General features: G+C 65.5%; 18 protein-coding genes. All 18 read left to right on the top strand.

Annotated features, from left to right (window positions below):
- Positions 1 to 5 precede the first annotated feature (5 nt).
- The 18 genes from uppS (at position 6) to glmS (ending at position 25,742) form a co-directional block, all read left to right on the top strand.
- The gene (gene uppS / locus AC0KWY_RS04645; RefSeq protein ID WP_474028475.1) at positions 6 to 767 is read left to right on the top strand and encodes a polyprenyl diphosphate synthase; all 762 of its coding nucleotides are present in this window, start codon (positions 6 to 8) and stop codon (positions 765 to 767) included.
- Complete coding sequence (locus AC0KWY_RS04640) at positions 760 to 1,590, top strand: phosphatidate cytidylyltransferase (protein ID WP_474028474.1); 831 nt, start codon at positions 760 to 762, stop codon at positions 1,588 to 1,590. The genes uppS and AC0KWY_RS04640 overlap by 8 nt, the downstream gene beginning before the upstream one ends.
- Positions 1,587 to 2,774, top strand: coding sequence for a 1-deoxy-D-xylulose-5-phosphate reductoisomerase (gene ispC / locus AC0KWY_RS04635; protein WP_474028473.1), 1,188 nt, complete (start codon positions 1,587 to 1,589; stop codon positions 2,772 to 2,774). The genes AC0KWY_RS04640 and ispC overlap by 4 nt, the downstream gene beginning before the upstream one ends.
- Positions 2,771 to 4,138 carry an RIP metalloprotease RseP gene (gene rseP, locus AC0KWY_RS04630; RefSeq protein ID WP_474028472.1) on the top strand — a complete coding sequence of 456 codons (1,368 nt, stop codon included), beginning with the start codon at positions 2,771 to 2,773 and terminating at the stop codon, positions 4,136 to 4,138. Before ispC ends, rseP begins: the two co-directional genes overlap by 4 nt.
- Positions 4,139 to 4,140: 2 nt before the next feature.
- Positions 4,141 to 6,417: an outer membrane protein assembly factor BamA gene (gene bamA / locus AC0KWY_RS04625; RefSeq protein WP_474028471.1), complete on the top strand. Its 2,277-nt coding sequence runs from the start codon at positions 4,141 to 4,143 to the stop codon at positions 6,415 to 6,417.
- A 48-nt stretch (positions 6,418 to 6,465) separates the two neighbouring features.
- Positions 6,466 to 6,936 carry an OmpH/Skp family outer membrane protein gene (locus tag AC0KWY_RS04620; protein WP_474028470.1) on the top strand — a complete coding sequence of 157 codons (471 nt, stop codon included), beginning with the start codon at positions 6,466 to 6,468 and terminating at the stop codon, positions 6,934 to 6,936.
- The gene (lpxD, locus tag AC0KWY_RS04615) at positions 6,936 to 7,979 is read left to right on the top strand and encodes a UDP-3-O-(3-hydroxymyristoyl)glucosamine N-acyltransferase (RefSeq protein ID WP_474028469.1); all 1,044 of its coding nucleotides are present in this window, start codon (positions 6,936 to 6,938) and stop codon (positions 7,977 to 7,979) included. The genes AC0KWY_RS04620 and lpxD overlap by 1 nt, the downstream gene beginning before the upstream one ends.
- Positions 7,980 to 7,983: 4 nt before the next feature.
- Positions 7,984 to 8,418, top strand: a complete 435-nt coding sequence (gene fabZ / locus AC0KWY_RS04610) for a 3-hydroxyacyl-ACP dehydratase FabZ (RefSeq protein ID WP_416692963.1) — start codon at positions 7,984 to 7,986, stop codon at positions 8,416 to 8,418.
- Position 8,419: 1 nt separating this feature from the next.
- On the top strand, positions 8,420 to 9,190 hold the full coding sequence (gene lpxA, locus AC0KWY_RS04605) for an acyl-ACP--UDP-N-acetylglucosamine O-acyltransferase (protein WP_474028468.1): 771 nt from the start codon (positions 8,420 to 8,422) through the stop codon (positions 9,188 to 9,190).
- Between the two features lies 1 nt (position 9,191).
- Positions 9,192 to 10,340: a lipid-A-disaccharide synthase gene (lpxB, locus tag AC0KWY_RS04600; protein ID WP_474028467.1), complete on the top strand. Its 1,149-nt coding sequence runs from the start codon at positions 9,192 to 9,194 to the stop codon at positions 10,338 to 10,340.
- The gene (gene rnhB, locus AC0KWY_RS04595) at positions 10,328 to 10,918 is read left to right on the top strand and encodes a ribonuclease HII (RefSeq protein WP_474028466.1); all 591 of its coding nucleotides are present in this window, start codon (positions 10,328 to 10,330) and stop codon (positions 10,916 to 10,918) included. The genes lpxB and rnhB overlap by 13 nt, the downstream gene beginning before the upstream one ends.
- The gene (locus tag AC0KWY_RS04590; RefSeq protein ID WP_474028465.1) at positions 10,915 to 11,682 is read left to right on the top strand and encodes a TrmH family RNA methyltransferase; all 768 of its coding nucleotides are present in this window, start codon (positions 10,915 to 10,917) and stop codon (positions 11,680 to 11,682) included. The genes rnhB and AC0KWY_RS04590 overlap by 4 nt, the downstream gene beginning before the upstream one ends.
- Positions 11,683 to 11,804: 122 nt before the next feature.
- Entirely contained in the window at positions 11,805 to 19,250 is a 7,446-nt protein-coding gene (locus AC0KWY_RS04585) for a type I polyketide synthase (RefSeq protein WP_474028464.1), read from the top strand.
- Positions 19,251 to 19,253: 3 nt separating this feature from the next.
- Positions 19,254 to 20,501, top strand: a complete 1,248-nt coding sequence (locus AC0KWY_RS04580) for an aminotransferase class I/II-fold pyridoxal phosphate-dependent enzyme (RefSeq protein ID WP_474028463.1) — start codon at positions 19,254 to 19,256, stop codon at positions 20,499 to 20,501.
- A gap of 16 nt (positions 20,502 to 20,517) precedes the next feature.
- Entirely contained in the window at positions 20,518 to 21,792 is a 1,275-nt protein-coding gene (locus AC0KWY_RS04575) for an aminotransferase class I/II-fold pyridoxal phosphate-dependent enzyme (RefSeq protein ID WP_474028462.1), read from the top strand.
- A 136-nt stretch (positions 21,793 to 21,928) separates the two neighbouring features.
- Positions 21,929 to 23,332: an MBL fold metallo-hydrolase RNA specificity domain-containing protein gene (locus AC0KWY_RS04570; RefSeq protein WP_474028461.1), complete on the top strand. Its 1,404-nt coding sequence runs from the start codon at positions 21,929 to 21,931 to the stop codon at positions 23,330 to 23,332.
- 58 nt (positions 23,333 to 23,390) lie between these two features.
- Complete coding sequence (locus AC0KWY_RS04565) at positions 23,391 to 23,729, top strand: VanZ family protein (protein ID WP_474028460.1); 339 nt, start codon at positions 23,391 to 23,393, stop codon at positions 23,727 to 23,729.
- Positions 23,730 to 23,918: 189 nt separating this feature from the next.
- Complete coding sequence (gene glmS, locus AC0KWY_RS04560) at positions 23,919 to 25,742, top strand: glutamine--fructose-6-phosphate transaminase (isomerizing) (RefSeq protein WP_474028459.1); 1,824 nt, start codon at positions 23,919 to 23,921, stop codon at positions 25,740 to 25,742.
- The last annotated feature ends 182 nt before the right edge of the window (positions 25,743 to 25,924 follow it).

The following is a 25,924-nucleotide window of genomic DNA, read 5'->3' as shown; positions in this document are numbered from 1 at the left end:
CCGGGATGGCGTTTTTTTCCAGTTCGACGCGGGATCTGCCGCAAAGTACCGTCGTGCCGCGGCACCTTGCGGTGATCATGGATGGTAATGGCCGTTGGGCAAAGAAGCGCTTCCTGCCCCGCGTCGCCGGCCACGTCAAGGGCGTGGATGCCCTGCGCGACATGGTTCGCGTCTGTCTTGACCGGGGCATCCGTTATCTGACGGTGTTTGCCTTTTCGTCGGAGAACTGGCGGCGTCCTCAGGACGAGGTCAGTCTCCTGATGCAGTTGTTCGTCAAGGCGCTGCAGCAGGAAGTCGAGCGGATGAACCGCAACAACGTCCGTCTACGCGTTATCGGCGACCTCTCCCGTTTCGATCCCCTGTTGCGATCCCTGGTTGCCGAGGCTGAAGCAAAGACGGCGACGAATACCGCGCTCGACCTGACGATCGCCGCCAATTACGGCGGGCGCTGGGACATCATGCAGGCGCTCAACCGGCTTGCCGCCACCGACCCGTCGCGTGCCGGCGCCTGGACCGAGGCCGATCTGGAGCCTCACCTGGCGATGCATTTCGCGCCCGAGCCGGACCTTTTCATCCGCACCGGCGGCGAGGAGCGGATCAGCAATTTCCTGCTCTGGCAACTGGCCTACACCGAGTTCTACTTCACGCCGACCCTGTGGCCGGATTTCGACGCCGGCGAACTGGACAAGGCGATCACCTCCTACCAGCAGCGCGAGCGCCGTTTCGGGCGGACCAGCGAGCAGCTTACCGACACCGGCAATGCTTAAGACGCGCGTGATCACGGCGTTGGTGCTGGTCAGTCTGCTGCTGCCCAGCATGTTTTTGTTGCCACAGGCTGCCTGGGCGATCCTGGTGGCGCTCTTCATCGGTGTCGGCGCCTGGGAATGGGGGGCGCTGCTGGGCTGGCAAAGTTCCGCGCGCATCGCTCTCGGTGCCGGCGTGGCCTTGCTCTGTTCGACGCTGGCCTGGATCGATCCGCTGGCCGTCGGTGCTGCCGGCTTCCAGCCGGGGCAGACCTGGGTTTTCCTGCTGTATGGCGCGGCAGCGGTGTTCTGGCTGCTGCTGATACCGTTCTGGCTGCGTGGCAAGTGGGCGCTGCAAGGTATTACCGGCCTGTTGGTCGGGGCCGTCGTCCTGTTGCCGACCTGGCTGGCCATGGTCCAGCTGCGGGCTGCCTCGCCGCTGCTGTTGCTGGCGGCGTTTGCCGTCGCCTGGGTGGCCGACATCGCCGCCTATTTCGCCGGTCGCCGTTTCGGGCGCCGCAAGCTGGCACCGACGATCAGTCCGGGCAAGACCTGGGAAGGCGCGGCGGGCGCTGTGTTGGGCGTCCTTGTCTATGGTCTGTCGCTCGGCCACTATTTTCTCGCCGGCAGCCTGGCCTTGCCGCTCTGGGTGCTGGCCCTGCTGGCGGTGACCGCGGTCAGCATCGTCGGCGACTTGTTCGAATCTCTGCTCAAACGCAAGGCCGGCATCAAGGACAGCAGCAACGTCCTGCCCGGGCACGGCGGCGTGCTCGATCGCATCGACAGCCTGACCTCGACACTGCCGTTGATCGCACTTGTCTGGTTGCTGGTAATCTACCGCGGATGACCCAGAACATCACCGTCCTTGGATCGACCGGTTCGATCGGCAGCAGCACGCTCGACGTGATCCGACGTCACCCGGACCGTTATCGCGCCTTCGCGCTTTGTGCGCATACCCAGGTCGACGCCCTGTTCGAGCAGTGCCTGGAATTCCGCCCGGTTTTCGCCGTCATCCGCGATGCGGCGTTGGCTGCCGAACTGGCCGGGCGCTGCCGGGGTGCCGGTTTGTTGACCGAGGTCCGGCACGGGGTGGATGCCCTGGTCGAACTGTCGGCGTTGCCGGAAGTCGATGCCGTGATGGCGGCGATCGTCGGAGCCGCCGGTCTGGCGCCGACGCTGGCCGCAGCCCGCGCGGGCAAGCGGGTGATGCTGGCCAACAAGGAAGTGCTGGTCATGGCCGGCGAGCTGTTCATGCACGCCGTCCGCGATCATGGTGCGACCCTGCTGCCGGTCGATAGCGAACACAACGCGATCTTCCAGGCGCTGCCCGCCGATTTCCCGCGTGGCCTGGCCGCAGTCGGCGTCGAGCGCATCCTGCTCACGGCTTCCGGCGGCCCGTTCCGTAACGTGGCGCTGGCCGATCTCGGCGCGGTGACGCCGGAACAGGCCTGCGCCCATCCCAACTGGGTGATGGGGCGCAAGATTTCGGTCGATTCGGCGACCATGATGAACAAGGGGCTGGAAGTCATCGAGGCGCGCTGGCTGTTCGATGCGCCGCCGGAGATGATCCAGGTCGTCGTCCACCCGCAGAGCGTGATCCATTCCGCGGTCCAGTATGCCGATGGCTCGACGCTGGCCCAGCTCGGCAACCCCGACATGCGCACGCCGATCGCCTGTGCCATGGCCTGGCCAGAGCGTATCGCCGCCGGCGTCGCGCCACTCGACCTGTTCCAGGTCGGTCGACTCGACTTTTTCGCGCCCGATTTTGAGCGTTTCCGTTGCCTGCAACTCGCCTACGATGTCCTGTGCGAAGGTGGGACGGCGCCGGCCATCCTCAACGCGGCGAACGAGGTTTCGGTGGCCGCCTTCCTTGATCGGCGCTTACCCTTCCTCGGTATCGCCCGCCTCAACGAAGCCGTTCTCGCCGACTTGCCGGCCGGCCCCGAAGGCAGTCTCGACGATGTCATCGCCGCCGACGCCCGGGCGCGGCAACTGGCGGGCGAGATGGTCGCCGACGGGCGTTTCGCATGAACGATCTGCCGCTGACCCTGGCCGCCTTCGCGCTGGCGCTGGGCATCCTGATCGTTGTCCATGAATTCGGGCATTACCTCGTTGCGCGCTGGTGCGGCGTCAAGGTGTTGCGCTTCTCGATCGGGTTCGGCCCCGTCCTCTGGCAGCGGCGGCTCGGGCGCGATGCCACCGAGTGGGCGGTCAGCGCGCTGCCTCTGGGCGGCTACGTCAAGATGCTCGACGAGCGGGAAGGCGAAGTGGCCGCGGAAGAGCTGCCGCGCGCCTTCAACCGGCAGGGCGTCGGTCGGCGCAGCCTGATCGTCGCCGCCGGCCCGCTGGCCAATTTCCTGCTCGCCATCCTGCTCTACTGGGCGGTCTTTCTGCACGGTACCAACGAACTGCTGCCTGTCCTCGGCGCGCCGGCGGCGGCTACGCCCGCTGCCGCAGCAGGCATCCGGGCCGGCGACCAGGTGACGCGGATCGACGATGAGACGGTGGCGACCTGGGACGATTTCCGCTGGCAACTGCTGCAACTGGCCGCATCGCGCGCCCAAGTCACGCTCGATGTCGTCGATGCCGACGGGGTCGGCCGTACCCGTCTTCTACCGCTCGAGGTCGTGCGGGAAGAGGGCTGGGAGGGCGATCCATTGGTTCACCTCGGCCTGCGTTTCTATCGTCCCGACCTGCCGGCGGTCATCGGCCGCCTGGTCGATGGTGGTCCCGGCGCCCGCGCCGGGCTGCGGGAAGGCGACCGCGTGCTGGCCATCGACAGTCGTCCGCTCGCCAACTGGCAGGCGCTGGTCCTCACGGTCCGCGAGGCGGCCGGGCGCCGCCTGCGTTTCGACATCGAACGGCAGGGTGTCAGCTTGACGCTCGATGTCGTCCCGGACGAAGTTACGGAAGGCGGTCAGCGGATCGGTCGTATTGCCGTAGCGGTCGCCGAAACCCCGGAAAGCCGCCGCGAATTGCGTACTTTCGTGCGTTACGGCGTCATCGATGCGGGGCGCAAGGCCATTTTCGAGACCTGGGACAAGTCGGTTTTCAGTCTGGTCATGCTGGGCAAGATGCTGACTGGCGAGGTTTCCTGGAAAAACCTCTCGGGGCCGGTGACGATCGCCGATTACGCCGGGCAGACGGCGAAGCTTGGCATCGATTATTATGTCCGCTTCATGGCGCTGATCAGCATCAGCCTGGGGGTCCTCAACCTGCTGCCTGTCCCGGTGCTGGATGGCGGGCATTTGATGTATCATATGATTGAAGTCGTCAGGCGGAAGCCCCTCTCGGAGCGGGCAATGGCAATCGGGCAGCAGTTCGGTCTCGCCATTCTGTTCAGCTTGATGGCTTTCGCATTTTTTAACGACTTGAATCGCCTGTTCGGCGGCTAACGATGAAAAAATCCCTGTTGCCAGCCCTGATTGCCGGTCTGTTTGCCTTGCCCGCGATGGCCTTTTCCCCGTTCGTGGTCAAGGACATCCGTGTCGAAGGCATTCAGCGTACCGAGGCGGGGACGGTCTTCAGCTATCTACCGGTCAAGGTCGGCGAAACCTTTACCGACGAAAAAGCGGCGCAGGCCATCAAGTCCCTGTTCGCCACCGGTTTCTTCAAGGATGTGCGGATCGACGTCGAAGGCAACGTCATGGTCGTCGTCCTGCAGGAACGCCCGGCCATCGCCTCGCTCGATTTCGTCGGCATGAAGGAATTCGAGAAGGACGCCATCGTCAAGGCGCTCAAGGAAGTCGGCATCGCCACAGGCCGCATCTTCGACCGTTCGCTGCTCGACAAGGCGGAGCAGGAACTGAAGCGTCAATACCTGACCCGCGGCAAGTATGCCGCCCGGATCACGACGACGGTGACGCCGCTCGAACGCAATCGGGTCGGCGTCAATTTCACCGTCGTCGAAGGCGATGCCGCCAAGATTCGCCAGATCAACATCGTCGGCGCCAAGGCCTTTCCCGAGAAGGAACTGCAGTCGCTGTTCGAGTTGACCACGCCGGGTTGGCTGACCTGGTACACCAAGAACGACCAGTACTCCCGCCAGAAGCTTTCCGCCGATATCGAGAAGCTGCGTTCCTTCTACCTTGACCGCGGCTACATGGAATTCAACGTCGAGTCCACCCAGGTCTCGATCTCGCCGGACAAGCAGGACGTCTACATCACCCTCAACATTGTCGAGGGCGAGCGCTACAAGGTGGCTTCGGTCAAGCTGGCGGGCGATTTCACGATTGCCGAGGCGGAGTTGCGCAAGCTCGTCACGGTGCGTCCCGGCGATGTCTTCTCGCGGGAAAAGCTCAACGAATCGACCAAGGCGATCGTCGATCGCCTGGGCGTCGAGGGTTACGCTTTCGCCAACGTCAACGCTTCGCCTGACATCAATCGGGAAAAGCATCTGGTCGATTTCACCATCTTCGTCGATCCCGGTAAGCGGGTTTATGTCCGTCGCATAAATGTCACGGGCAATACCAAGACGCGCGACGAAGTCGTGCGTCGCGAAATCAGGCAGATGGAAAGTGCCTGGTACGATGCGCAGAAGGTTCAGTCCTCCAAGGAACGCATCGATCGTCTCGGTTTCTTCACCGAAGTCGCTGTCGAAACGCCTCCGGTGCAGGGAACGACCGACCAGCTCGACGTCAATGTGAACGTCACCGAGAAGCCGACCGGCAACCTGATGCTCGGTCTCGGGACTTCCAGCGCCGACAAGGTGATCCTCTCCGGGGCAATTTCCCAGAACAATTTCATGGGCAGCGGCAACAACGTCGGTCTGCAGGTCAATACCTCGAAATCCAACCGCACCTATTCGGTTTCCTACACCAATCCCTATTTCACGCCGGACGGTGTCAGCCAGGGCTTCGACGTCTATCACCGGACAACCGATACCAGTTCGACCGATCTCGCCTACTACAAGTCGCAATCCAGTGGTGGCGGCATCCGTTTCGGTTTCCCGATCGACGAGTACCAGTCCTTCTCCTTCGGCATTGCCGCCGATACGACGACAATCGACGTCTTCGACAGCAGTCCGAGCTATTACAAGAAGTATGTCGCGGATTTCGGCAAGACCAATATCTCGCTCCCGTTGACCCTGACCTGGGCCAAGGATACGAAGAACAGCTTCTTCTTCCCGACCAACGGAACCTACCAGCGCGCTGGTCTGGAAATTGGTCTGCCCGGTGGCGACCTGACCTATTACCGTGCCAATTACCAGATCCAGCATTTCCTGCCCGTGTCCAAACGCTTTACCCTGATGCTCAACGGTGATGTCGGCTATGCTCGCGGTTATGGTGGCAAGGAGTTGCCGTTCTTCAAGAACTACTACGCCGGTGGGGTGAACTCGGTACGCGGTTTCAAGACCAGTACGCTCGGGACTTCTGGTACGCTCGATGGCGACGATCGCGTCGGCGGCAACCGCAAGATCATCGGCAATGCCGAACTGCTCTGGAGTTTGCCGGGCTTCGAGAGGACGGCGCGGGTTGGTCTGTTCTTTGATGCCGGCCAGGTATACGCTGCGGGCGACAAGTTCGACCTCGGGGAGTTGCGTTATTCAACCGGTGTGACGGCGTCCTGGGTGTCGCCGATCGGACCGTTGAAATTCAGTATCGGTACGCCGCTGAACAAGAAGGATGACGATGAAAAGGAAGCCTTCCAGTTCCAGTTGGGTACCACTTTTTGATCCAGGAGTCTCATGTTGAAAGCCAGAACCTTTGCAGTCGCCTCCCTGATGTCCCTCTTGAGCGTCGGTGGGCTCGGAGCCGCCGAACTCAAGGTGGGTTACGTCGATACCCAGCGCATTTTCCGGGAGGCGCCGGCCGCCCAGAAGGCCGCCAAGAAGCTCGAAAGCGAGTTCTCCCGGCGTGACCAGGAATTGCAACGCATGGCCAAGCAGTTGCAGGGCCTGCAGGAATCCCTGGAAAAGAACGGGGTGACCATGGCTGAGCCGGAACGCCGTGGCAAGGAAAAGGAATTGGGCGACCTGTCGCGTGAATTCCAGCGCCGCCAGCGTGAGTTCCGCGAGGACCTCAACCTGCGCCAGAACGAGGAAAACGCTGCGATCATCGAGAAGGCCAACCGTGCGATCAAGCAGATTGCCGATGCCGACAAGTACGACCTGATCCTGCAGGACGTCGTCTGGGTCAGCCCGCGTCTGGATGTCACCGATCGCGTCATCAAGGCGCTGTCCGACGGCAAGTGATGCCGGATACCACAGCCCATTCGCTGACGCTAGCCGAGATCGCCGCCCAACTGGGCGGCGACTTGCTTGGGGACGGCGATATTCGCATCTTCCGGGTGGCGACTCTGGCGACGGCGGGAGAAGGTGAAATCGCCTTCCTGGCCAACCCGAAATACCGCGCCCAGTTGCGTTCATCGGGGGCTGCCGCAGTGATTCTGGGAGCGGATGCCGCGGCTGATTTTGCCGGGCCGCGCATCGTTGCCGGCAACCCCTATGCCTACTACGCGCGCGTTGCCTCGCTGCTCAATCCGCTGACGGCTGGCTTTTCCGGCGTTCATGCCAGCGCGGTGGTCGATTCGGCAGTACCGGCCAGCGTCGCCATCGGGCCGCTGGTCAGCATCGGTCGCGGCGTGACCCTGGGCGAGAATGTCATCGTCCATGCCGGTTGCGTGATCGGCGACGGGGTCAGCATCGGCAGCGGTAGCGTGCTCTATCCGAATGTCACCGTCTATCACGGCTGCCTGCTCGGCGAGCGGGTGATCGTCCATTCCGGTGCGGTGATCGGTGCCGACGGCTTTGGCTTCGCTCCCGAGGGAAAGCACTGGATCAAGATTCCGCAGACCGGTATCGTGCGCATCGGCAACGATGTCGAGATCGGCGCCAACACCACGATCGACCGTGGCGCCCTCGACGATACGGTGATCGGCGACGGCTGCAAGATCGACAACCTGGTGCAGGTCGCCCACAACTGTCAGATCGGCGCCAACAGCGTGCTGGCCGGTTGCGTCGGTATTGCCGGCAGCGCCACCTTGGGGGAGCACTGCGTGGTCGGTGGTGCCGGCATGATTGCCGGACATCTCGAACTGGCGGCGGGAACGACCGTCTCCGCTGGTACCTTGGTGATGAAGAGCATCAAGGAGGCCGGCCGCTACACTGGTGTCTTCCCGCTCGATAGCCACGACGACTGGGTGCGCAATGCGGCGCATATCCGGCGCCTGTCGAAGTTGGCGGAGCGGGTTTCCGAACTTGAGAGACTACTTAAAGAAAATAATATAAAGGACTGAAAAAATGGATATTCACCAGATTCTTGAGCACCTCCCGCACCGCTATCCCTTTCTGCTGGTCGATCGCGTCGTCGATCTCGTCCCGGGTAAGTCCATCCACGCCTACAAGAACGTCACCATCAACGAACCCTTTTTCGTCGGTCACTTTCCGCACCATCCGGTGATGCCCGGCGTGCTGATCATGGAAGCGCTGGCCCAGGCGGCCGGCATCCTGTCGTTCAAGACCATGGAAGAGAAACCGTCGCCGGACACCGTGTTCTATTTTGCCGGCATCGACGACGCGCGTTTCAAGCGGCCGGTGATGCCGGGCGATCGTCTTGACCTGCACGTCGAGATCGAGCGCCAGATGCGCGGCATCTGGAAGTATGTTGCCGAAGCCCGGGTCGATGGCCAGCTCGCCGCCTCGGCCAAGCTGATGTGCGCCAAGCGGGACCTCTGACATGATCCATCCGACCGCCATCGTCGATCCGGGCGCACGCCTCGGCGCCAATGTCGAAATCGGCGCCTATTCGATCATCGGGCCGCACGTCGAGATTGGTGACAACACTGTCGTCGGACCGCATGTCGTGATCACCGGCCACACCCGCATCGGTTGCGACAACCGCATCTTCCAGTTCTGCTCGCTGGGCGAAGTGCCGCAGGACAAGAAATACGCCGGCGAGCCGACCCGTCTTGAGATCGGCGACCGCAACACGATCCGCGAGTGCTGTACCTTCAACGTCGGCACCGTCCAGGATGCGGGTGTCACCCGTATCGGCGACGACAACTGGATCATGGCCTACGTGCATATCGCGCACGACTGCCAGGTCGGCAACAAGTGCACCTTCGCCAACAATGCCTCGCTCGCCGGCCATGTCGTCGTCGGTGACTGGGCCATCCTCGGCGGTTTCACCGGCGTGCATCAGTTCTGCCACATCGGTGCCCACGTCATGACCGCCGTCAGTTCCGTCATCCTGCAGGACGTCCCGCCTTACCTGATGGCCGCCGGCAACACCGCCCAGCCTTACGGCATCAACGTCGAAGGCCTGAAGCGGCGTGGTTTCGGTCCGGACGCCATCATGGCACTCAAGCGCGCCTACCGGACGATCTACAAATCCGGCCTGCTGCTCGAAGAAGCGAAGGCCAAGCTGGTCGAGGAGGCCACGACGCATCCGGAATTGCAGCTCTTCGTCGACTTCTTCGCGCAGTCCCGCCGCGGCATCATTCGTTGACATGACTTCCGTGGTCCGTATCGCACTGGTGGCAGGCGAGGCCTCCGGCGACCTTCTGGGCGCCCACCTGATCGCCGCGCTGAAAAACCGGCTGCCCGATGCCGTCTTTTTCGGCATCGGCGGTCCGCGCATGCAGGGGCAGGGGATGGACTGCTGGTGGCCGATGGGCAAGCTGTCGGTCATGGGCTACTGGGAGGCGCTCAAGCATTACCGGGAAATCGCCGGCATCCGGCGGAAACTGAAGAAGCGCCTGCTTGAGCAGCGGCCGGACATCTTCATCGGCATCGATGCGCCCGATTTCAACCTCGACCTGGAAGCCGACCTCAAGTCGGCCGGCATTCGGACCATCCACTACGTCAGCCCGTCGATCTGGGCCTGGCGGGGCAAGCGGATCAGGAAGATCGGCCGGGCCGTTTGCCGAGTGCTGGCGCTGTTCCCGATGGAGCCGCCGCTCTATCACCAGGCGGGGATTCCCGTCAGTTACGTCGGCCATCCGCTGGCCGACAGCATTCCCCTGGAAACCAGCCGCCAGGCGGTCCGCGAAAAGCTGGCCCTGCCGCGCGCCCTGCCGATCTTCGCGCTGCTGCCCGGCAGCCGCCAGGGCGAACTGGGCGCCATGGCCGATACCTTCGTGCAGACGGCGCGCCTGATCCGCGAGCGCTACCAGCCCGATGCCGTCTTCGTCGTGCCGCTGGCCACCCGCGAGACCCGGCTGCAGTTCGAAGCCGCCATCCATCGCTGCCAGGCGGCGGACATTCCCTTCCGCCTGCTCTTCGGCCACGCCCAGGATGCCGTCGGCGCCGCCGATGTCGCCCTCGTCGCCAGCGGTACGGCGACCCTGGAAGCGGCGCTGATCAAGCGGCCGATGGTGATCACCTACAAGATCGCCAAGTTCTCCTACTGGCTGATGAAGCGCATGGCCTACCTGCCTTACGTCGGCCTGCCCAACGTCCTTTGCGGCCGTTTCGTGGTGCCGGAAATCCTGCAGGACGAAGCGACCCCGGACAACCTCGCCGAAGCGCTCAACAAGCTTTACGAAGACGAAGAGGCAGCGACGGCGATCGAAGCGGCGTTCACCGACCTCCACCTGCAGTTGCGCCAGAACACCGCCGAGAAGGCGGCGCAGGCGGTGATCGAATGCCTGAACTGATCGTTCCCGAAGGCCTCGTCTGCGGCGTCGATGAAGCCGGGCGCGGACCGCTCGCCGGGCCGGTCGTCGCGGCCGCGGTGATCCTCGACCCGGCCAGGCCGATCCTCGGTCTCAACGATTCGAAGAAGCTCTCCGAACGGCGGCGCGCGGCGCTGGCCGTCGAAATCCGCGAGAAGGCGCTGGCCTGGGCGGTGGCCGAAGCCAGCGTCGAGGAAATCGACCGCCTCAACATCCTGCATGCCAGCCTGCTCGCCATGCAGCGCGCCGTCGCCGGGCTCGGCGTGGCGCCGGAGCGGGCACTGATCGACGGCAACCGCTGTCCGCGCCTGCCGATGCCTGCCGAGGCCGTGGTCAAGGGGGACGGCAAGATCGCCTCGATCGCTGCTGCTTCGATCCTCGCCAAGACCGTCCGCGACGCCGGCATGCTCGTCCTGCACGAGCAGTATCCGCACTATGGTTTCGACTGCCACATGGGCTACCCGACGCCGGCGCATTTCGCCGCCCTCGAAGCGCACGGCGCTTCGCCGGTGCATCGCCGGAGCTTCGCCCCGGTCGCCCGCCAACTGTCGCTGCTGTGAAGCTGATCCAGTCGCGCGACAACGCCTACTACAAGCAGCTCAAGCGGCTGGCCGAATCCGGCCGCGAGCGCAAGAAGCGCGGCCAGACCTTGCTCGATGGCCTGCATCTGGCGCAGGCCTGGGAGGCGCAGCGCGGCCCGCTGGCCGAACTGGTGGTCGCCGAATCGGCGCTGGCCGGCGGCGAGATCGCCGACTGGCTGGGCGGCCGCCACTGCACGGTGATCGGCGACGCCTTGATGCGCGAACTGGGCATTGTCGACACCCCGAGCGGCCTGCTCGCCGTCGTTGACACGCCGCAGCCGGCGGCGGCCGCCGATCCCGAGCGCGATGCTGTTCTCCTCGATGGCGTCCAGGACCCCGGCAACCTCGGCAGCATGCTGCGCAGTGCCGCTGCCGCCGGTGTTGGCCAGGTGCTGCTGTCCGCCGGCTGTGCCGCCGCCTGGTCGCCGAAAGTCCTGCGTGCCGGGCAGGGCGCGCATTTTGTCCTGAGCATCCATGAAGACCGGGAGCTCGCCGATTTCATGGACGCTTACCGGGGAACGACGCTGGCGACCACACTTGATCGGGCCACTTCGCTCTATGCAGCGCAATGGGCCGGGCCGCTCGCCTGGGTGTTCGGTGCCGAAGGACGGGGCGTCAGCCCGGCGCTGATCGAGCGCGCCGGTCTGCGCATCCGCATCCCGATGCCGGGCGCCGTCGAATCGCTCAATGTCGGCGCGGCAGCGGCCGTCTGCCTGTTTGAAATGGTGCGGCGGCGCGGTTAGCGCGAGGCTTTTTGTATGGTACCGTTGGCTTTGGCGGGATATACACGAAGCAGTGCAGGGGACATTGCCTTACCCGAAAAGGTCGTGGTTTTCGCTCGCACGCCTTACAAAGAGAAGTTGCCATGAACAACGATAACATCGCGATCGTCGGGATCGCCTTCCGTTTCCCCGGGGATATGTCCAACGAAACGGAATTCTGGCAGGCCCTTGCCGGCTGCCGTGATCTGGTCACCGAAATTCCCGCCAGCCGCTGGGCGACCGAGCGGCTGCAGCATCCCCAGCGCAATGAGCCGGGCCGCAGCATCACTTTCGCTGCCGGGGTGCTTTCCCGGATCGAAGAGTTCGATGCCGCCTTCTTCGGCATTTCGCCGCGCGAAGCGACCTGTCTCGATCCGCAGCAGCGCCTGCTGCTCGAACTGGCCTGGGAGGCGATGGAAAACGCCGGCACCCCGGCCAGCCACCTGGCCGGCAGCGATTGCGCGGTGTACGTCGGGATCTCCGGCATGGATTACGCCAACCGCTCGATGGACGATGTTGCCGTCCTTGGCGCCCATTCGATGACCGGCAACACCTTGAGCATCGCCGCCAACCGGCTTTCCTACGTCTTCGACCTGCATGGGCCGTCGCTGGCGGTCGATACCGCCTGCTCCTCGTCGCTGGTCGCGCTGCATCACGCCTGCACCGCCTTGCGCACCGGCGAGGCGTCGCTGGCCCTGGCCGGCGGCGTCAGCATCCTGCTTCATCCGCATCCCTTCATCGGCTTCACCAAGGCCTCGATGCTCTCTGCCGGTGGCCGCTGCAAGACCTTCGATGCCAGCGGCGATGGTTACGTCCGGGGCGAGGGCGGGGCGCTCCTGCTGCTCAAGCCGCTGTCCCAAGCGCTTGCCGACGGCGACCGGGTCCATGCCGTGATCCGCGGCTCCGGCGTCAATGCCGACGGCAGCCGCAAGACCGGGCTGACCATTCCCAGCATCGACGGTCAGGTCGAACTGATGCGCCAGGTGCTGGCCCGCCACGACCTCGACCCCGCCGCCATCGATTATCTGGAAGCCCACGGTACCGGCACCGCGATCGGCGATCCGATCGAGACCGCCGCCATCGGCGCCGTCTACGGCCAGGCGCGGGCCGCCGACGATCCCTTGCCGATCGGTTCGGTGAAGACCAACGTCGGCCACCTCGAGCCGGCTTCCGGCATGGCCGGGCTGGTCAAGGCGCTGCTCGTGCTCAAGCACCGCGAAGTGCCGCCGTCGCTGCACATGGAAACGCCCAATCCGAAGATCGACTTCGCGGGCTGGCATCTGCACGCGGTCAATGCGCCGTATTCGCTGGCCGAACGCGCCGCCCGCAAGCCGCTCATGGTCGGTGTCAATTCCTTCGGTTTCGGCGGCGCCAATGCCCATGTCGTGCTCGAAGAACACCGTCCGGCCGCCAGCGTCGCCAGCACGCCGGCGACGAGCGGTTTGCCGCTCGTCCTTTCCGCGCGCAGCGCGCCCGCCCTGCGTGCGCAGGCCGCTGCTTACGCGGCGCGCCTCGCCGAGCCGGTCGATGTCTACGATCTCGCCTGGTGTGCCGCGCACCGCCGCGACTGGCTCGAACACCGCCTGGCCGTGCGCATCGACGACCGGCAGTCGGCGGCACAGCTGCTCCAGCGCTACGCCGAAAACGGCGAAGCCGCCGGTGTCGTGGTCGACGAAGCGCCGACCGTCGCCGGCAAGCTGGCCTTCATCTACGCCGGCAACGGTTCGCAGTGGGTCGGCATGGGACAGATGCTGCTCGTCGAAAGCCCGCGCTTCCGGCAACTGATCGAGGAACTGGAAGCGCCGGTGCTGGCGCAATCGGGAATCTCCCTGCTCGCAGAACTGCAGGCCGGTGCCGAAACCGCCCGTCTCGACGATACCGGCGTCGCCCAGCCGACCTTGTTTGCACTGCAGTACGCCCTGACCGTGCTGCTGCGCGAGCAGGGCATCGTCGCCGATTGCACCGCCGGCCACAGCGTCGGCGAAATCGCCGCCGCCTGGGCGGCTGGTGCCTTGAGTCGGGACGAAGCGGTGCGCGTCATCTGCGCCCGCAGCGCCGCCCAGGCCCTGACGCGCGGCGCCGGCCGGATGGCTGCCGTCGCCATCGGCGAGGCGAGCCTGCGCCTCCTGCTGGCCGAGCACGGCCTGGACAGCATCGAGATCGCCGGCATCAACAGTCCGCAGAATCTCACCGTTTCCGGCCCGCTCGCCGCGCTCGAACAACTGTCGCCGCTGCTGCGCGCGCGCGGCGCCGCCTTCCGCCTGCTCGACCTCGACTACGCCTTCCACAGCGCGGCAATGGAAGCGACGCGCGAGATGCTGCTCGTGTCGCTGGCCGATTTCGCGCCGCGGCCGGCGCTTTCGGGAACGCAGTTCTTCTCGACGGTGACCGGGCAGGCCTGCGCCAGACCGCTCGATGCCGTTTATTGGTGGGACAACATCCGCCAGCCGGTGCGTTTCGCCGACGCCATCACGAGCCTGGCGGCCGCCGGCGCCAACGTCTTCGTCGAGATTTCCCCCAACGCCATCCTCCAGCGCTACCTCAAGGAATGCCTGGCGGCGGCCAAGCTCAAGGGGCGCTTGCTGCCTACGCTGCGCAAGAACGACGACGGCCTGGACCGGGTCGAGGAACTCGTCCTGCGCCTGCAACTGCTCGGCGGTGTCGACCGTCTGGGTGCGCTCTTCCCGGTGGCTGGGCGCTTCGTCGATCTACCGCTCTATCCCTGGCAGCGCGAACGTTTCTGGCAGGAGAATTCCGCCGAGGGTTACGGCCTGATCGCGCGCGACCGCGTTCATCCGCTGCTCGGCTGGGCGCTCAAGGAAGCGCCGGCCGCCTGGGAGAACCTGCTCGATCCGCGCGTCGACCGCTGGCTGGCCGACCACCGCGTCGGCGGTGCCGTCGTCCTGCCCGGCGCCGCCTACGTCGAGATGGCGCTGGCCGCGTCGCAGCAGTTCTACGGTGGCGACAGCATCGAGGTCGAACAGCTCGACATCATTTCGCCGGTGGTCTTCGACGAAGCCCACGCGCGCAGCATCCGCTTCGACCTCAATGCGCGCGACGGCAGTTTCCAGATCCGCAGCCGGCAACGGCTGAGCGACGACGAATGGTCGCTGCACGCCGCCGGCCGCCTGCTCGGCACGATGAGCGTGGCGCTGGCGACGCGTCCGGCGCTTGCCATCGACCCGGCCGCCGCCATCGATCACGACACCCACTACCGCCTGGCCGGCGAACTCGGCCTCGACTATGCCGGCGCCTTCCGCGGCCTGGCCAGTGCCAGCCACGACGACGCCCGGCTGAGCGGTGAGTTCGTCGCCGCCACGGAAGCCGACAACTGGCTGCTGGCGCCGGCCCGGCTCGACGTCTGCTTCCAGTCGCTGCTCGATTTCCACCGGCCGCAGATCGAATCCGGCAACGGCGTTCCCCTGCTGCCGGTCAAGGTCGGCCGCCTGCAACTGCGCCTTGGCGCCGGGCCGGTCGTCGCTTTCCGAACCAACCTGCGCAAGCGCAGCCTGCGCTCGGTGCTTGCCGACTTCGAACTGTTCGACGCCGCCGGCCAGTGCGTCGCCCGCCTTACCGGTTGCCGCTTCCGGGCGGCGGCGCTGCGCCGGGAAGGACGGACGGCGCCGGCCGCCTGGGAAATCGTGCCAACCCTGGCGGCGCACCCGTCGGCAACCCGCCAGGCGGCCTTCGCCGCCGGTACCGACTGGCCGGCAATTCTCAATCAGGCGCTGCTCGCCCAGGAACCCCGCCTGCAGCGTCAGTCGGCCATCGGCGAAGCCCTGCCGCTGCTCGACGCGCTGGTCACCGCCTACGCGTTGCAGGCGATGGCCGGATTGCTGCGCGATGCCCCGGAAAGCGCCGGGCGCTTCCTGGCCGGCGAGGGCTTTGCCAGCGAAGCGCAGCAGGCCCTGTTCACCTGGATGCGGGCTCTGCTGGAAAGTCAGGAACTGCTGCAGATCGATGACGGCGTTCCCGAACTCGACGCCGACGCCTTGCCGGCGCCGGCCGAAATCTGGCGTACCCTGCTTGCCGAGTACCCGGACAGCCTGGCCGAACTGATCCTGGTCGCCGCCGCCGGCAGCCGGCTGGCCGATGTCCTGGCCGGGCGCGCCGACGCCGGCGCGCTTGCCGCCGCGCTCGCGCGCAGCCCGCAATGGGAAACCCTGCACGACGATTCGCTGAGCTACCTGGCCAGCCGCGTCGCCTGCGAAACCCTGGTCGTCGAGGCGATGCGCCGACGCGACCCGGCGCGCCGCCTGCGCGTCCTGGAAATCGCCGCCGGCGCGACGACGATTCCGCGCCAGATCGCCGGCGCCATCGACGCCAGCGGCATCGACTACTGGATCGCCCATGCCGATCCGGAAATTCGCGACCGCCTGAGCCGCGATTACCAGGAGCGCGACTGGGTACAGGTCGCCGCGCTCGATGCCGAGGCCGCGCGTCTCGACGCCGCCGCCTTGCTGGGCGGTGATTTCGACCTCATCCTGCTGCGCCATGCCTTGACCGCCAGCGCCAATCCGCGCGCGCTGCTGGGCATGCTGCAGGGCGTGCTGGCCGAGGGCGGTCTGCTCGCCGTCAGCGAACGGGCGGCCGATCCGGCCGCCGGGCTGCTCGCCGCCGGCCGTCTGCTGCCCGGGGCCGGCGCCTGGCAGGCGCTGCTCGAAGGCAGCGGTTTTGCCACCTGCCGGCTCTGGTACGAACCGGCCGCCGCCGACCTCGCCGCCGGCAGCTACCTGTTGCTGGCCGAAGGCGGCGCGCGCGCTGGCGAGCCGATGCCCGAAGCGGCGCCCGCCGTCGCCGAACACTGGCTGCTGCTCGCCGCCGAACCGGCTGCCGCCGGCGTTGCCGGGCTGCAAGCCGCACTGGCCGCCAGCGGCAAGAGCGTGGAAGTCGCCAGCGAACTGCCGGCCACGGCCTGCCCGGCGCACGTCGTCTGGCTGCCGGCCGCTGTTTCGGCCGACGATACGGGACCGACGCTGGCCTTTTTCGAACTGGTCCATCAGCTTGCCGCGTGTAGTCCGGCGCCGCAACTGCACTTGCTGCTCGGCGGCGGGGCACCGGTCGATGGGCTGGCCGACGAACTGCCGGTACAAGCGGCGCTGGCCGCCGTCTGGGGACTGGCGCGCGTGGTCATGAACGAGATGCCAGGGTTCAAGCTGCAACTGATCGACAGCCCGCTGACTGGCGATGTCGCCGCGCTGTGCGCCGAACTGACGCAGCCCGATGGCGAAAGCGAAATCATCCTGCGCCCGTCGGGGCGCCAGGTGCTGCGCATGCGTGCGACGCAGGTCGCCGCGCCGCCGGCCGTAGCCGAAAGTGAATCCCGCTACCGCCTCGATTTCCGCATTCCCGGCCAGTTGCGCAACCTGCTCTGGCTGGAGGCGCCGGCCGTGACGCTCGGCGCCAAGGAGATCGAGGTCCGCCCGCAGGCGACCGGCCTCAATTTCCGCGACGTCATGTACGTCATGGGGCTCTTGCCCGACGAGGCGGTCGAGCACGGCTTCGCCGGCGCGAGCCTGGGGCTGGAGTTCGCCGGCGTGGTCAGCCGGGTCGGCAGCGAAGTCACCGGCTTCAGGCCCGGCGACGCGGTGATGGGCTTCGGTTCGGCCTGCTTCGCCAGCCACGTCGTCACCCGCGCGGATGCGCTGATGCCGATTCCCGACGGCTGGTCCTTCGCCGCCGCGGCGACGGTGCCGACCGTCTTCTTCACCGTCTATTACGCGCTCCACGAGCTGGCCCGCCTGCAGCCCGGCGAACGCGTGCTGATCCACGGCGCCGCCGGCGGCGTCGGCATCGCTGCCGTGCAACTGGCCCGGCATCTCGGCGCGGAGGTTTTCGCCACCGCCGGCAGCGACGAGAAGCGCCTCTTCGTCGAACTGCTCGGCGCCGACCACGTGCTCGATTCGCGCAGCCTGGCCTTCGCCGAGGACATCCTGGCGCTGACCGGCGGCGAGGGCGTCGATGTCGTCCTCAACTCGCTGGCCGGCGAAGCGATCCGCCGCAACTTGCAGATCCTGCGTCCCTTCGGGCGCTTCCTCGAACTCGGCAAGCGCGATTTCTTCGAGAATACGCCGATCGGCCTGCGCCCGTTCAAGGACAACATCAGCTATTTCGGCATTGACGCCGACCAGTTGCTGATCGCTCGCCCGGCGCTTGCCGCCCGCCTGTTCGGCGAAGTCATGGCGCTGTTCGGTGAGGGCGTACTGACGCCGCTGCCGGCACGCGTCTTCCCGGCGGAACAGGTGGTCGATGCCTTCCGCTACATGCAGCAGGCGCGGCAGATCGGCAAGGTCGTCGTCTCCTTTGAGGACGCCCGGGTCGATGCCCAGCCGCTGTTTGCGCAGCGCCACGTGGCGCAATTCGACGCGGACGGCAGTTACCTGCTGACCGGCGGCGTCGGCGGTTTCGGTCTCGAAACCGCCCGCTGGCTGGCCCGCCATGGCGCCGGCCAGCTCGTCCTGGTCAGCCGGCGCGGCGCCGAAACGCCGGGGGCCGAGGCCGTGCGCCAGGAACTGGAAGCGCTTGGTGCCCGCGTCCGCATTGTCGCCTGCGATGTCGCCGACCGGGCGGCAGTGGTGCAATTGCTGGCCGGTCTGGCCGACCTGCCGCCGCTGAAGGGGATCTTCCACGCGGCGATGGTGATCGACGACGCACTGCTCGGCAACCTCGACGCCCAGCGCGTCGCCCGCGTCCTCGAACCGAAGATCAAGGGCGCCTGGCACCTGCACGAACTGACGCGCGACTGTTCGCTCGAGCATTTCGTCCTCTATTCGTCGATCACCACCAGCATTGGCAACCCGGGGCAGGCTTCCTACGTCGCCGCCAACACCTGGCTCGAGGCGCTGGCCGTGCTACGTCGCCGCAGCGGCTTGCCGGCGACCTGCGTCGGCTGGGGGCCGATCGGCGATGCCGGTTACCTGACCCGCAACCAGGCGGTCAAGGACAGCCTCGCCAGCCGTCTTGGTGCGGCGCCGCTGGCGGTGGAAACGGCGCTCGCCATGCTCGGCGAAGTGCTCGCTGCCGGCAGTCCCAATCTGGCGCTGGCCGATTTCCACTGGCCGACGCTGGCGCGCCTGTTGCCGTCCAGTCACAGCCCGCGTTTCGCCGCGCTCTGGCGCAACGGCGACGAAGCGGCGAGCGGCCCGGAGAACCTCGAGGACTTCCGCAGCCTGATCGAAGGCAAGTCGCCGGAAGAGGTCAGGCAACTGGTGCGTTCGCTGGTCACCCAGGAAGTCGCGCAGACGCTGGCGATCAACCCCGAGCGCATCGACGCCGGCCGCTCGTTGCACGATCTCGGCCTCGATTCGCTGATGGGCGTCGAACTCGCCCTCGGCCTGGAAAAGCGCTTCGGCGTCCAGGTGCCGGCGATGATGCTGAACGAAGGGCCGACCGTCGACCGCGTCACCGAGCGCATCGTCGAGCGTCTCGGCGGCGGTGGCGAGAGCACCGATCTCGCCAGCACGGCGGCCGGCATGGCGGCGCAGCACGCGCCGGACATCGCGCCGGAAATCCTGCAGTCGGTGGTCAACGATCTGCAAAAGGAAGCCTGATCGATGGCGATTTTTTCAGTGGGGCGCAGCGACGCTGCCGCCGGACTCAAGGTGCCGGACAAGTTCTGCCGCATCGACAAGCTGCCCAGCTACACCAAGATCGCCCTGTTTCGTCTGGCGGCGCAGAAGCTGCGCATCGACGATCCCTATTTCATCTGTCACGAAGGCGTCGCCGGTGCGACGACGACGGTCGCCGGCCGTAGCCTGGTCAACTTTTCGAGCTACAACTACCTCGGCCTGTCCGGCGATCCCCGCGTCAGTGCCGCCGTCAAGGCGGCAATCGACCGTTACGGTACCTCGCTGGCGGCCGCCCCCCGGGTGGCCGGCGAGGTCGCCGTGGTGCGCGAACTGGAGACCGCGATCGCCGGACTGTACGGTGTCGACGACGCGGTGACCTTCGCCAGCGGCCACGCTACCAACGTCAACACCATCGGTTTCCTGTTCGGACCGAAGGACCTGATCGTTCACGACCAACTGGTCCATAACAGCGTGATCGAAGGTGTCCGTCTCTCGGGAGCGACGCGCCGCGCCTTTCCCCATAACGATCCCGCCGCGCTGGATCTCCTGCTCAGCGAAATCCGCGGCAACTTCGAGCGGGTGCTCGTGGTGATCGAAGGGCTCTACAGCATGGACGGCGATCTGCCGGCGCTGGCGAGCTTTGTCGAAATCAAGCAGCGGCACCGCGCTTTCCTGATGGTCGACGAGGCGCATTCGCTCGGCGTGCTCGGTGGCAGCGGCCGGGGGATTCGCGAACACTGCGGCGTGCCGGCCGGCGACGTCGATATCTGGATGGGCACCCTGAGCAAATCGTTTGCCGGTTGCGGCGGCTTCATCGCCGGCGAGCAGGCGCTGGTCGACCTGATCCGTTACGCGGCACCGGGCTACAACGCCAGCGTCGGCCTGGCGCCGGCCCTGGCGGCAGCGTCGCTGACGGCGATCCGGATCATGCGCGACGAGCCCTGGCGGCTCGATCAACTACGCGCGGCGGGCCGTCACTTCCTCGAACAGGCCCGGCAGCGCGGCTTGCATACCGGACTCTCCGAGGGCTACTGCGTCGTTCCGCTGATCACCGGCAGTTCGCTGAAGGCGGTCAGTCTCTCGAAAAAGCTCGCCTGGGCGGGAATCAACGTGCAGCCGATCATTCATCCGGCGGTCGAGGAGAAGCTGGCGCGCCTGCGTTTCTTCATCAGCCACGCCCACACGCCGGCCCAGATCGAGCACACACTCGACGAAATTTCCCGTTGCCGCTGAAATCATGAAGAAACCGATGTCCGTTCTTGCCGGCGATGTCCGGGAGAAACTCGTCAAACGCTTTGCCGCCCGCCGGGAAACCGGCGAAGTTCCGGCCGCGCCGAGCCTGCCCGCCGCGTCGCCGGATATCGACCAGTTCTGTCGCTTCGATGCCTTTCCGGCCTATCGGCAGATTCCGCCGTCGCTGAAATCCAGCCGCCCGGCGCTTGCCCCGGGGCAAGGCGAGGGCGATTTCGCGAGCTACGACTATCTGGGCCTGGCCGGCGACGCACGCGTCCAGGAAGCGGCCAAGCAGGCCGTCGATCGGTACGGCAGCTCGGTCTCGGCCAGTCGCCTGGTGGCCGGCGAGCGCCCCTTGTTGCGCGAACTCGAAGCGGCGCTGGCGGAAATCTACGCGGTGGACGACGCGCTGGTTTTCGTCAGCCGCTATGCCGGCAACGAAACGACGATCGGCCATCTGTTCGGCCCGCGGGATCTCGTCGTCCATGACCAGTTCTGTCATCTCAGCGTCCTTGAAGGCGCCCGTCTGGCCGGGGCGACGCGGCGCGCCTTTCCGCACAACGACTTGCCGGCCCTGGAAAGACTGCTCGCCGCGGCGCGCGGCGATTACGAGCGGGTGCTGATCGTCGCCGACGGGCTATCCCCGGTCGAAGGCGATATCTGCGACTTGCCTGGCCTGGTTGCCCTGAAACGGCGCTACCGGACCTTCCTGATGCTCGATGACGCCCACGCGCTGGGCGTGCTCGGCGAAGGCGGCCGCGGCAGCCGCGAGCACTGGGCGCTGGCCGGCGACGATGTCGACCTCTGGTCGGGCAGCCTCGGGCACGTACTGGCCGGGGCGGGCGGTTATATCGCCGGCAGCCGGGCGCTGATCGACCTGCTGAAATATTCGGCTCCGGGTTTCGTCTACAGCGTTGGCCTGGCGCCGGCGATGGCCGCCGCCGCGCGCGAGGCGCTGCGCATCCTGGGCAGCGAACCGGCGCGCCCCGCGCTGCTGCGGCAAAACGCCAGGCAGTTTCTCGCCGGCGTGCACGCCCTGGGTTTCGCTACCGGCGCCTGTGCCGGGCAGGCGGTGATTCCGCTCCTCCTCGGCGATTCCCGGACGGTCCTGGCTTTCTCCGAGCACTTGGCCAGCCGGGGAATCCGGGCACTGCCGCTGGTTTCCCCGGCGGTGGACGAGAGCCAGGCGCGCCTGGTCTTCTGCATTCACCATGGGCATGGCGCTGAGTTGCTGGAGCGGGCGCTGGCAGCGCTCGACAGCGCCCGGCAGCGGGCAGGCGAGAAGCCGTAGGCAGCACCCCGTAGTCTGCGGTTCGCCGGCATGCGCCGGAGGGCGGCGCTAATTCGTTGCAGCAGCGATTCGCCAGCCGGATCGCGCTGCATGAAAAATGCAAATATCATTGCCGAGTCCTTCCCCGGAGAGTGCAATGAACGATTACACGCTGCTGCATCACGGTGCCGTCGATGGCGTCACCGGTTCCTGCCACGAACTGCGCGCCCGGGATGGCACAGCCATTCTTGTCGACTGCGGGTTGTTTCAGGGGGCCGAGGTCTCCGCCGAGGGCGGTTCGGCCGGCACGCCGGCAATCGACTTTCCCGTAGACCACATCCGGGCCATCGTCATCACCCATGTGCACATCGATCATGTCGGCCGTCTGCCCTACCTGCTGGCGGCCGGATTTCGCGGCCCCATTCTGTGCAGCGAGGCGAGTGCCGAACTGCTGCCGTTGATGCTGGAGGATGCGATGAAGGTTGGCATGACGCCTGACCAACGCCTGATCCGGCGGATACTGGAACAAATCGCCGGCCAGTTGGTGGCGCTGCCCTACAAGCACTGGCATGCCTTGCTTCCCGGTTGGCAGATCAAGCTGCACTCGGCCGGACACATTCTCGGTTCCGCCTTCGTCGAAGTCCGCCTCAGCGGCGAACTGGCTACGGGTTCCGACAAAGGCGACTGGCGTATCGTCTTTTCCGGCGATCTCGGCGCTCCCCTCAGCGCGCTCTTGCCAGCACCCCGTTCGCCGTGGCGGGCCGACCTGCTGCTCCTCGAAAGCACCTACGGCGATCGCTTGCACGCCGACCGGAAGCAGCGTCGCCGGCAACTGAAGGAGACCATCGAACGCGCCCTGCGCAACCGGGGCAGCGTCCTCATTCCCGCCTTCAGCATCGGGCGTACCCAGGAAATCCTCTACGACCTGGAGCATGTCATCGCCAGCGCGAAAAAGCAGCCGGCGGAAACCGATTGGTCGGCGCTGGAGATCATCGTCGATTCCCCGCTGGCGGCGCGTCTGACGCAGGCACATATCCGCCTGCATCACCTGTGGGACGTCGAAGCCCGCCGCCGCACCGCCAGCGGTCGCCACCCCCTGGCCTTCGAACAGCTATATACGGTGGACGGTCACGACGAGCACCTGCAAACCGTCGCCTACCTGGCGCGTAGCGCCCGCCCGGCAGTCGTCATCGCCGCCGGCGGGATGTGCTCCGGCGGGCGCATCGTCAATTACCTGAAAGCCATGATCGGCGACGCCCGGCACGACATCGTCTTCGTCGGCTATCAGGCGGCCGGAACGCCCGGGTACGCCATCCAGCAATACGGACCGCGCGGCGGATATGTCGAATTCGACGGTGAGCGCCACACCATCCGCGCCGGCATTCACCGCATCGCGGCGTATTCCGCGCATGCCGACCAGGCCGATCTGCTGCGCTTCGTCGGGCGCATGCGCTACAAACCGGAGGAAATTCGTCTGGTCCATGGCGATCGCCGGGCCAAGCAGGTTCTGATGGAAAAACTGCACGCAAGATTTCCAGAGGCGCTGGTCCACATTCCCTAGCCGTCAGTTCGCTGGGCGAAACGGCTAAAATGCCTGACTCGCGTTCGGGCAGATGTGCATGCAGATGACAGTCATCAACAGGGTAGGGCGGGGCGCCACCGTCATTGTATTTTTGGCGATTTGCTGGCTGTCTGTCATGCCGAGCGAGATTGCTGCAGTGGATGGTTTCAACGACAAGGCCAAGCACGTCTTTGCCTTTCTGGTCCTGGCCTTGTGCATCTCCTTGTTCTGGCGGGCGTCACGGCCATTTGTCGCTGCGACGCTGATCGTTTATGGCGTCGCTATCGAACTCGTCCAGTTGTTCGTGCCAGGACGTAGTGCCAGCGTCTGGGATGTCCTGGCTGATGTGATCGGGATCGCCTGCGGTTTGTTGCTGGCAACCAGAAGGCTTGGCTAATTCCCCGAAAATCGTCTGATGGCCTTGGTTTTACGGCACTTTCCCGGCTGGCTGGCGAACATGTTGTGATATCTTTCGGTCATGGAATATGGTGCGGTGCAATATGTTTTCCTGCCTGATTTCGGAGGGGAAGATGGGGTTTGCGGGACGCATGTTGAATAGTCGGAATATTCGAAAGGAAATGGCAGGATGTGTGGGATCGTTGTCGCAGCGGCTGGCGGTTGTATCGTTTCGGTTCTGGTGGAAGGACTCAAAAAGTTGGAATACCGCGGTTACGATTCCGCGGGGCTCGCAGTCATCGCCGATGGCGAAATTGCCCGGGTACGCTCGGTGGGCCGGGTTGCCGAACTTGAAAAGGCGGCCGCCGAACTGAGCGCTTCGGTCGGCATTTCCCATACCCGTTGGGCCACCCACGGCGTTCCTTCCGAACGCAACGCGCATCCCCATGTTTCCGGGAAAATCGCGGTGGTCCATAACGGGATCATCGAGAACCACGAAGCCTTGCGCCAGGAACTGAGCGCGCTGGGCTACGTGTTCACTTCCGATACCGATACGGAAAGCATCGCTCACCTGATCGAGTTCGTCTTGCGTACCGAACCCGACCTTTTTGCGGCGGTGCAGCAGGCCTGCCAGCGACTGATCGGCGCCTACGCCATCGGCGTCATCGATCTCGATTTTCCGGAGCGCGTCATCGTCGCCCGCGAAGGCTCGCCCTTGCTGCTCGGAGTGTCCGACGCAGGCAACTATGCGGCGTCCGATGCCTCCGCGCTGCTGCAGGTGACCCGCAACATGATCTACCTGGAAAACGGCGATGTTGCCGAGCTGACGGCCAACTCGCTGCGGATCGTCAGCGGCAACGGCCAGCCCGTCGTCCGGCCGATCACGGTGTCCGAACTCTCCGCCGCCGCCGTTGAACTCGGTCATTACCAGCACTTCATGCAGAAGGAAATCTTCGAGCAGCCGGAAGCGCTGGCCAATACCCTGGAAATGATCGGTGGCAGCAAGACCATCCAGCCCGGCATCTTCGGGGCCGCAGCCGGGGAACTCCTTGCCGGTATCGATTCCGTGCTGATTCTCGCCTGTGGTACCAGCTCTCATTCGGGCATGACTGCCCGCTACTGGCTGGAAGGCCTCGCCGGCATCCCGTGTACCGTCGAGATCGCCAGCGAATACCGCTACCGGACCTCGGTGCCGAATCCGCGGCAGCTCGTCGTCGCCATCTCCCAGTCCGGTGAAACCGCCGATACGCTGGCGGCGCTCCAGTACGCGAAAAGCCAGGGCCAGCAGAATACGCTGGCAATCTGCAATGTTCCCGAATCCGCCATCGTTCGCGAATGCGCGCTGCGCTTCATTACCCGCGCCGGCCCGGAAATCGGTGTCGCCTCGACCAAGGCCTTCTCCACGCAACTGGTCGCGCTGTTCCTGCTCACCCTTGTCCTGGCCAAGGTCAAAGGCCGCTTGAGCAGCGAGGATGAAAGCTGCCATCTCGAGCAACTGCGCCATCTGCCGGTCGCCGTCGGCAAGGTGCTGACGCTGGAACCGGAAATTGCAGCCTGGGCGGCACGATTCGCCAACAAGAAGGATGCGCTCTTCCTGGGGCGTGGCCGGCACTATCCGATCGCGCTGGAAGGTGCCCTCAAGCTCAAGGAAATCTCCTACATCCACGCCGAGGCCTATCCGGCCGGGGAACTCAAGCATGGTCCGCTGGCGCTGGTGGATGCCGAGATGCCGGTGATTTCCGTTGCTCCCAACGACGAACTGCTGGAAAAGCTGAAATCCAACCTGCAGGAAGTGCGCGCCCGTGGTGGCGAACTGTATGTCTTTGCCGATGCCGGTTCCGAAATCGCCGAGAGCGACGGCGTGCATATCCTGCATCTGCCGGAGCACTACGGACAGCTTTCTCCCGTCCTGCATGTCATTCCCCTGCAACTGCTCTCCTACCATGCAGCGTTGGTCAAGGGGACGGACGTTGACAAGCCGAGGAATCTGGCGAAATCGGTGACCGTCGAATAAGGCGGGACCCGAAAAAATGAAAGGCTAGACGGTCTCAAGAGTCAAGTGCACCACTGACATCCCCGACACCGGATTCGTTCACCAAGAAAGCAAACGCCAGAAGTCCATCATGCGCAGTATCCTAGGGCTTCGAGAATTATGATTTTCGAGTGAAAAGGCCCTGGTGTCATGCCATGGCCCAA

The organism is Azonexus sp. MM2026_4 (genome assembly GCF_055901855.1).
The sequence above is the reverse complement of the archived record's forward strand: the minus strand, read 5'-3'. Positions and strand labels throughout refer to the sequence as shown.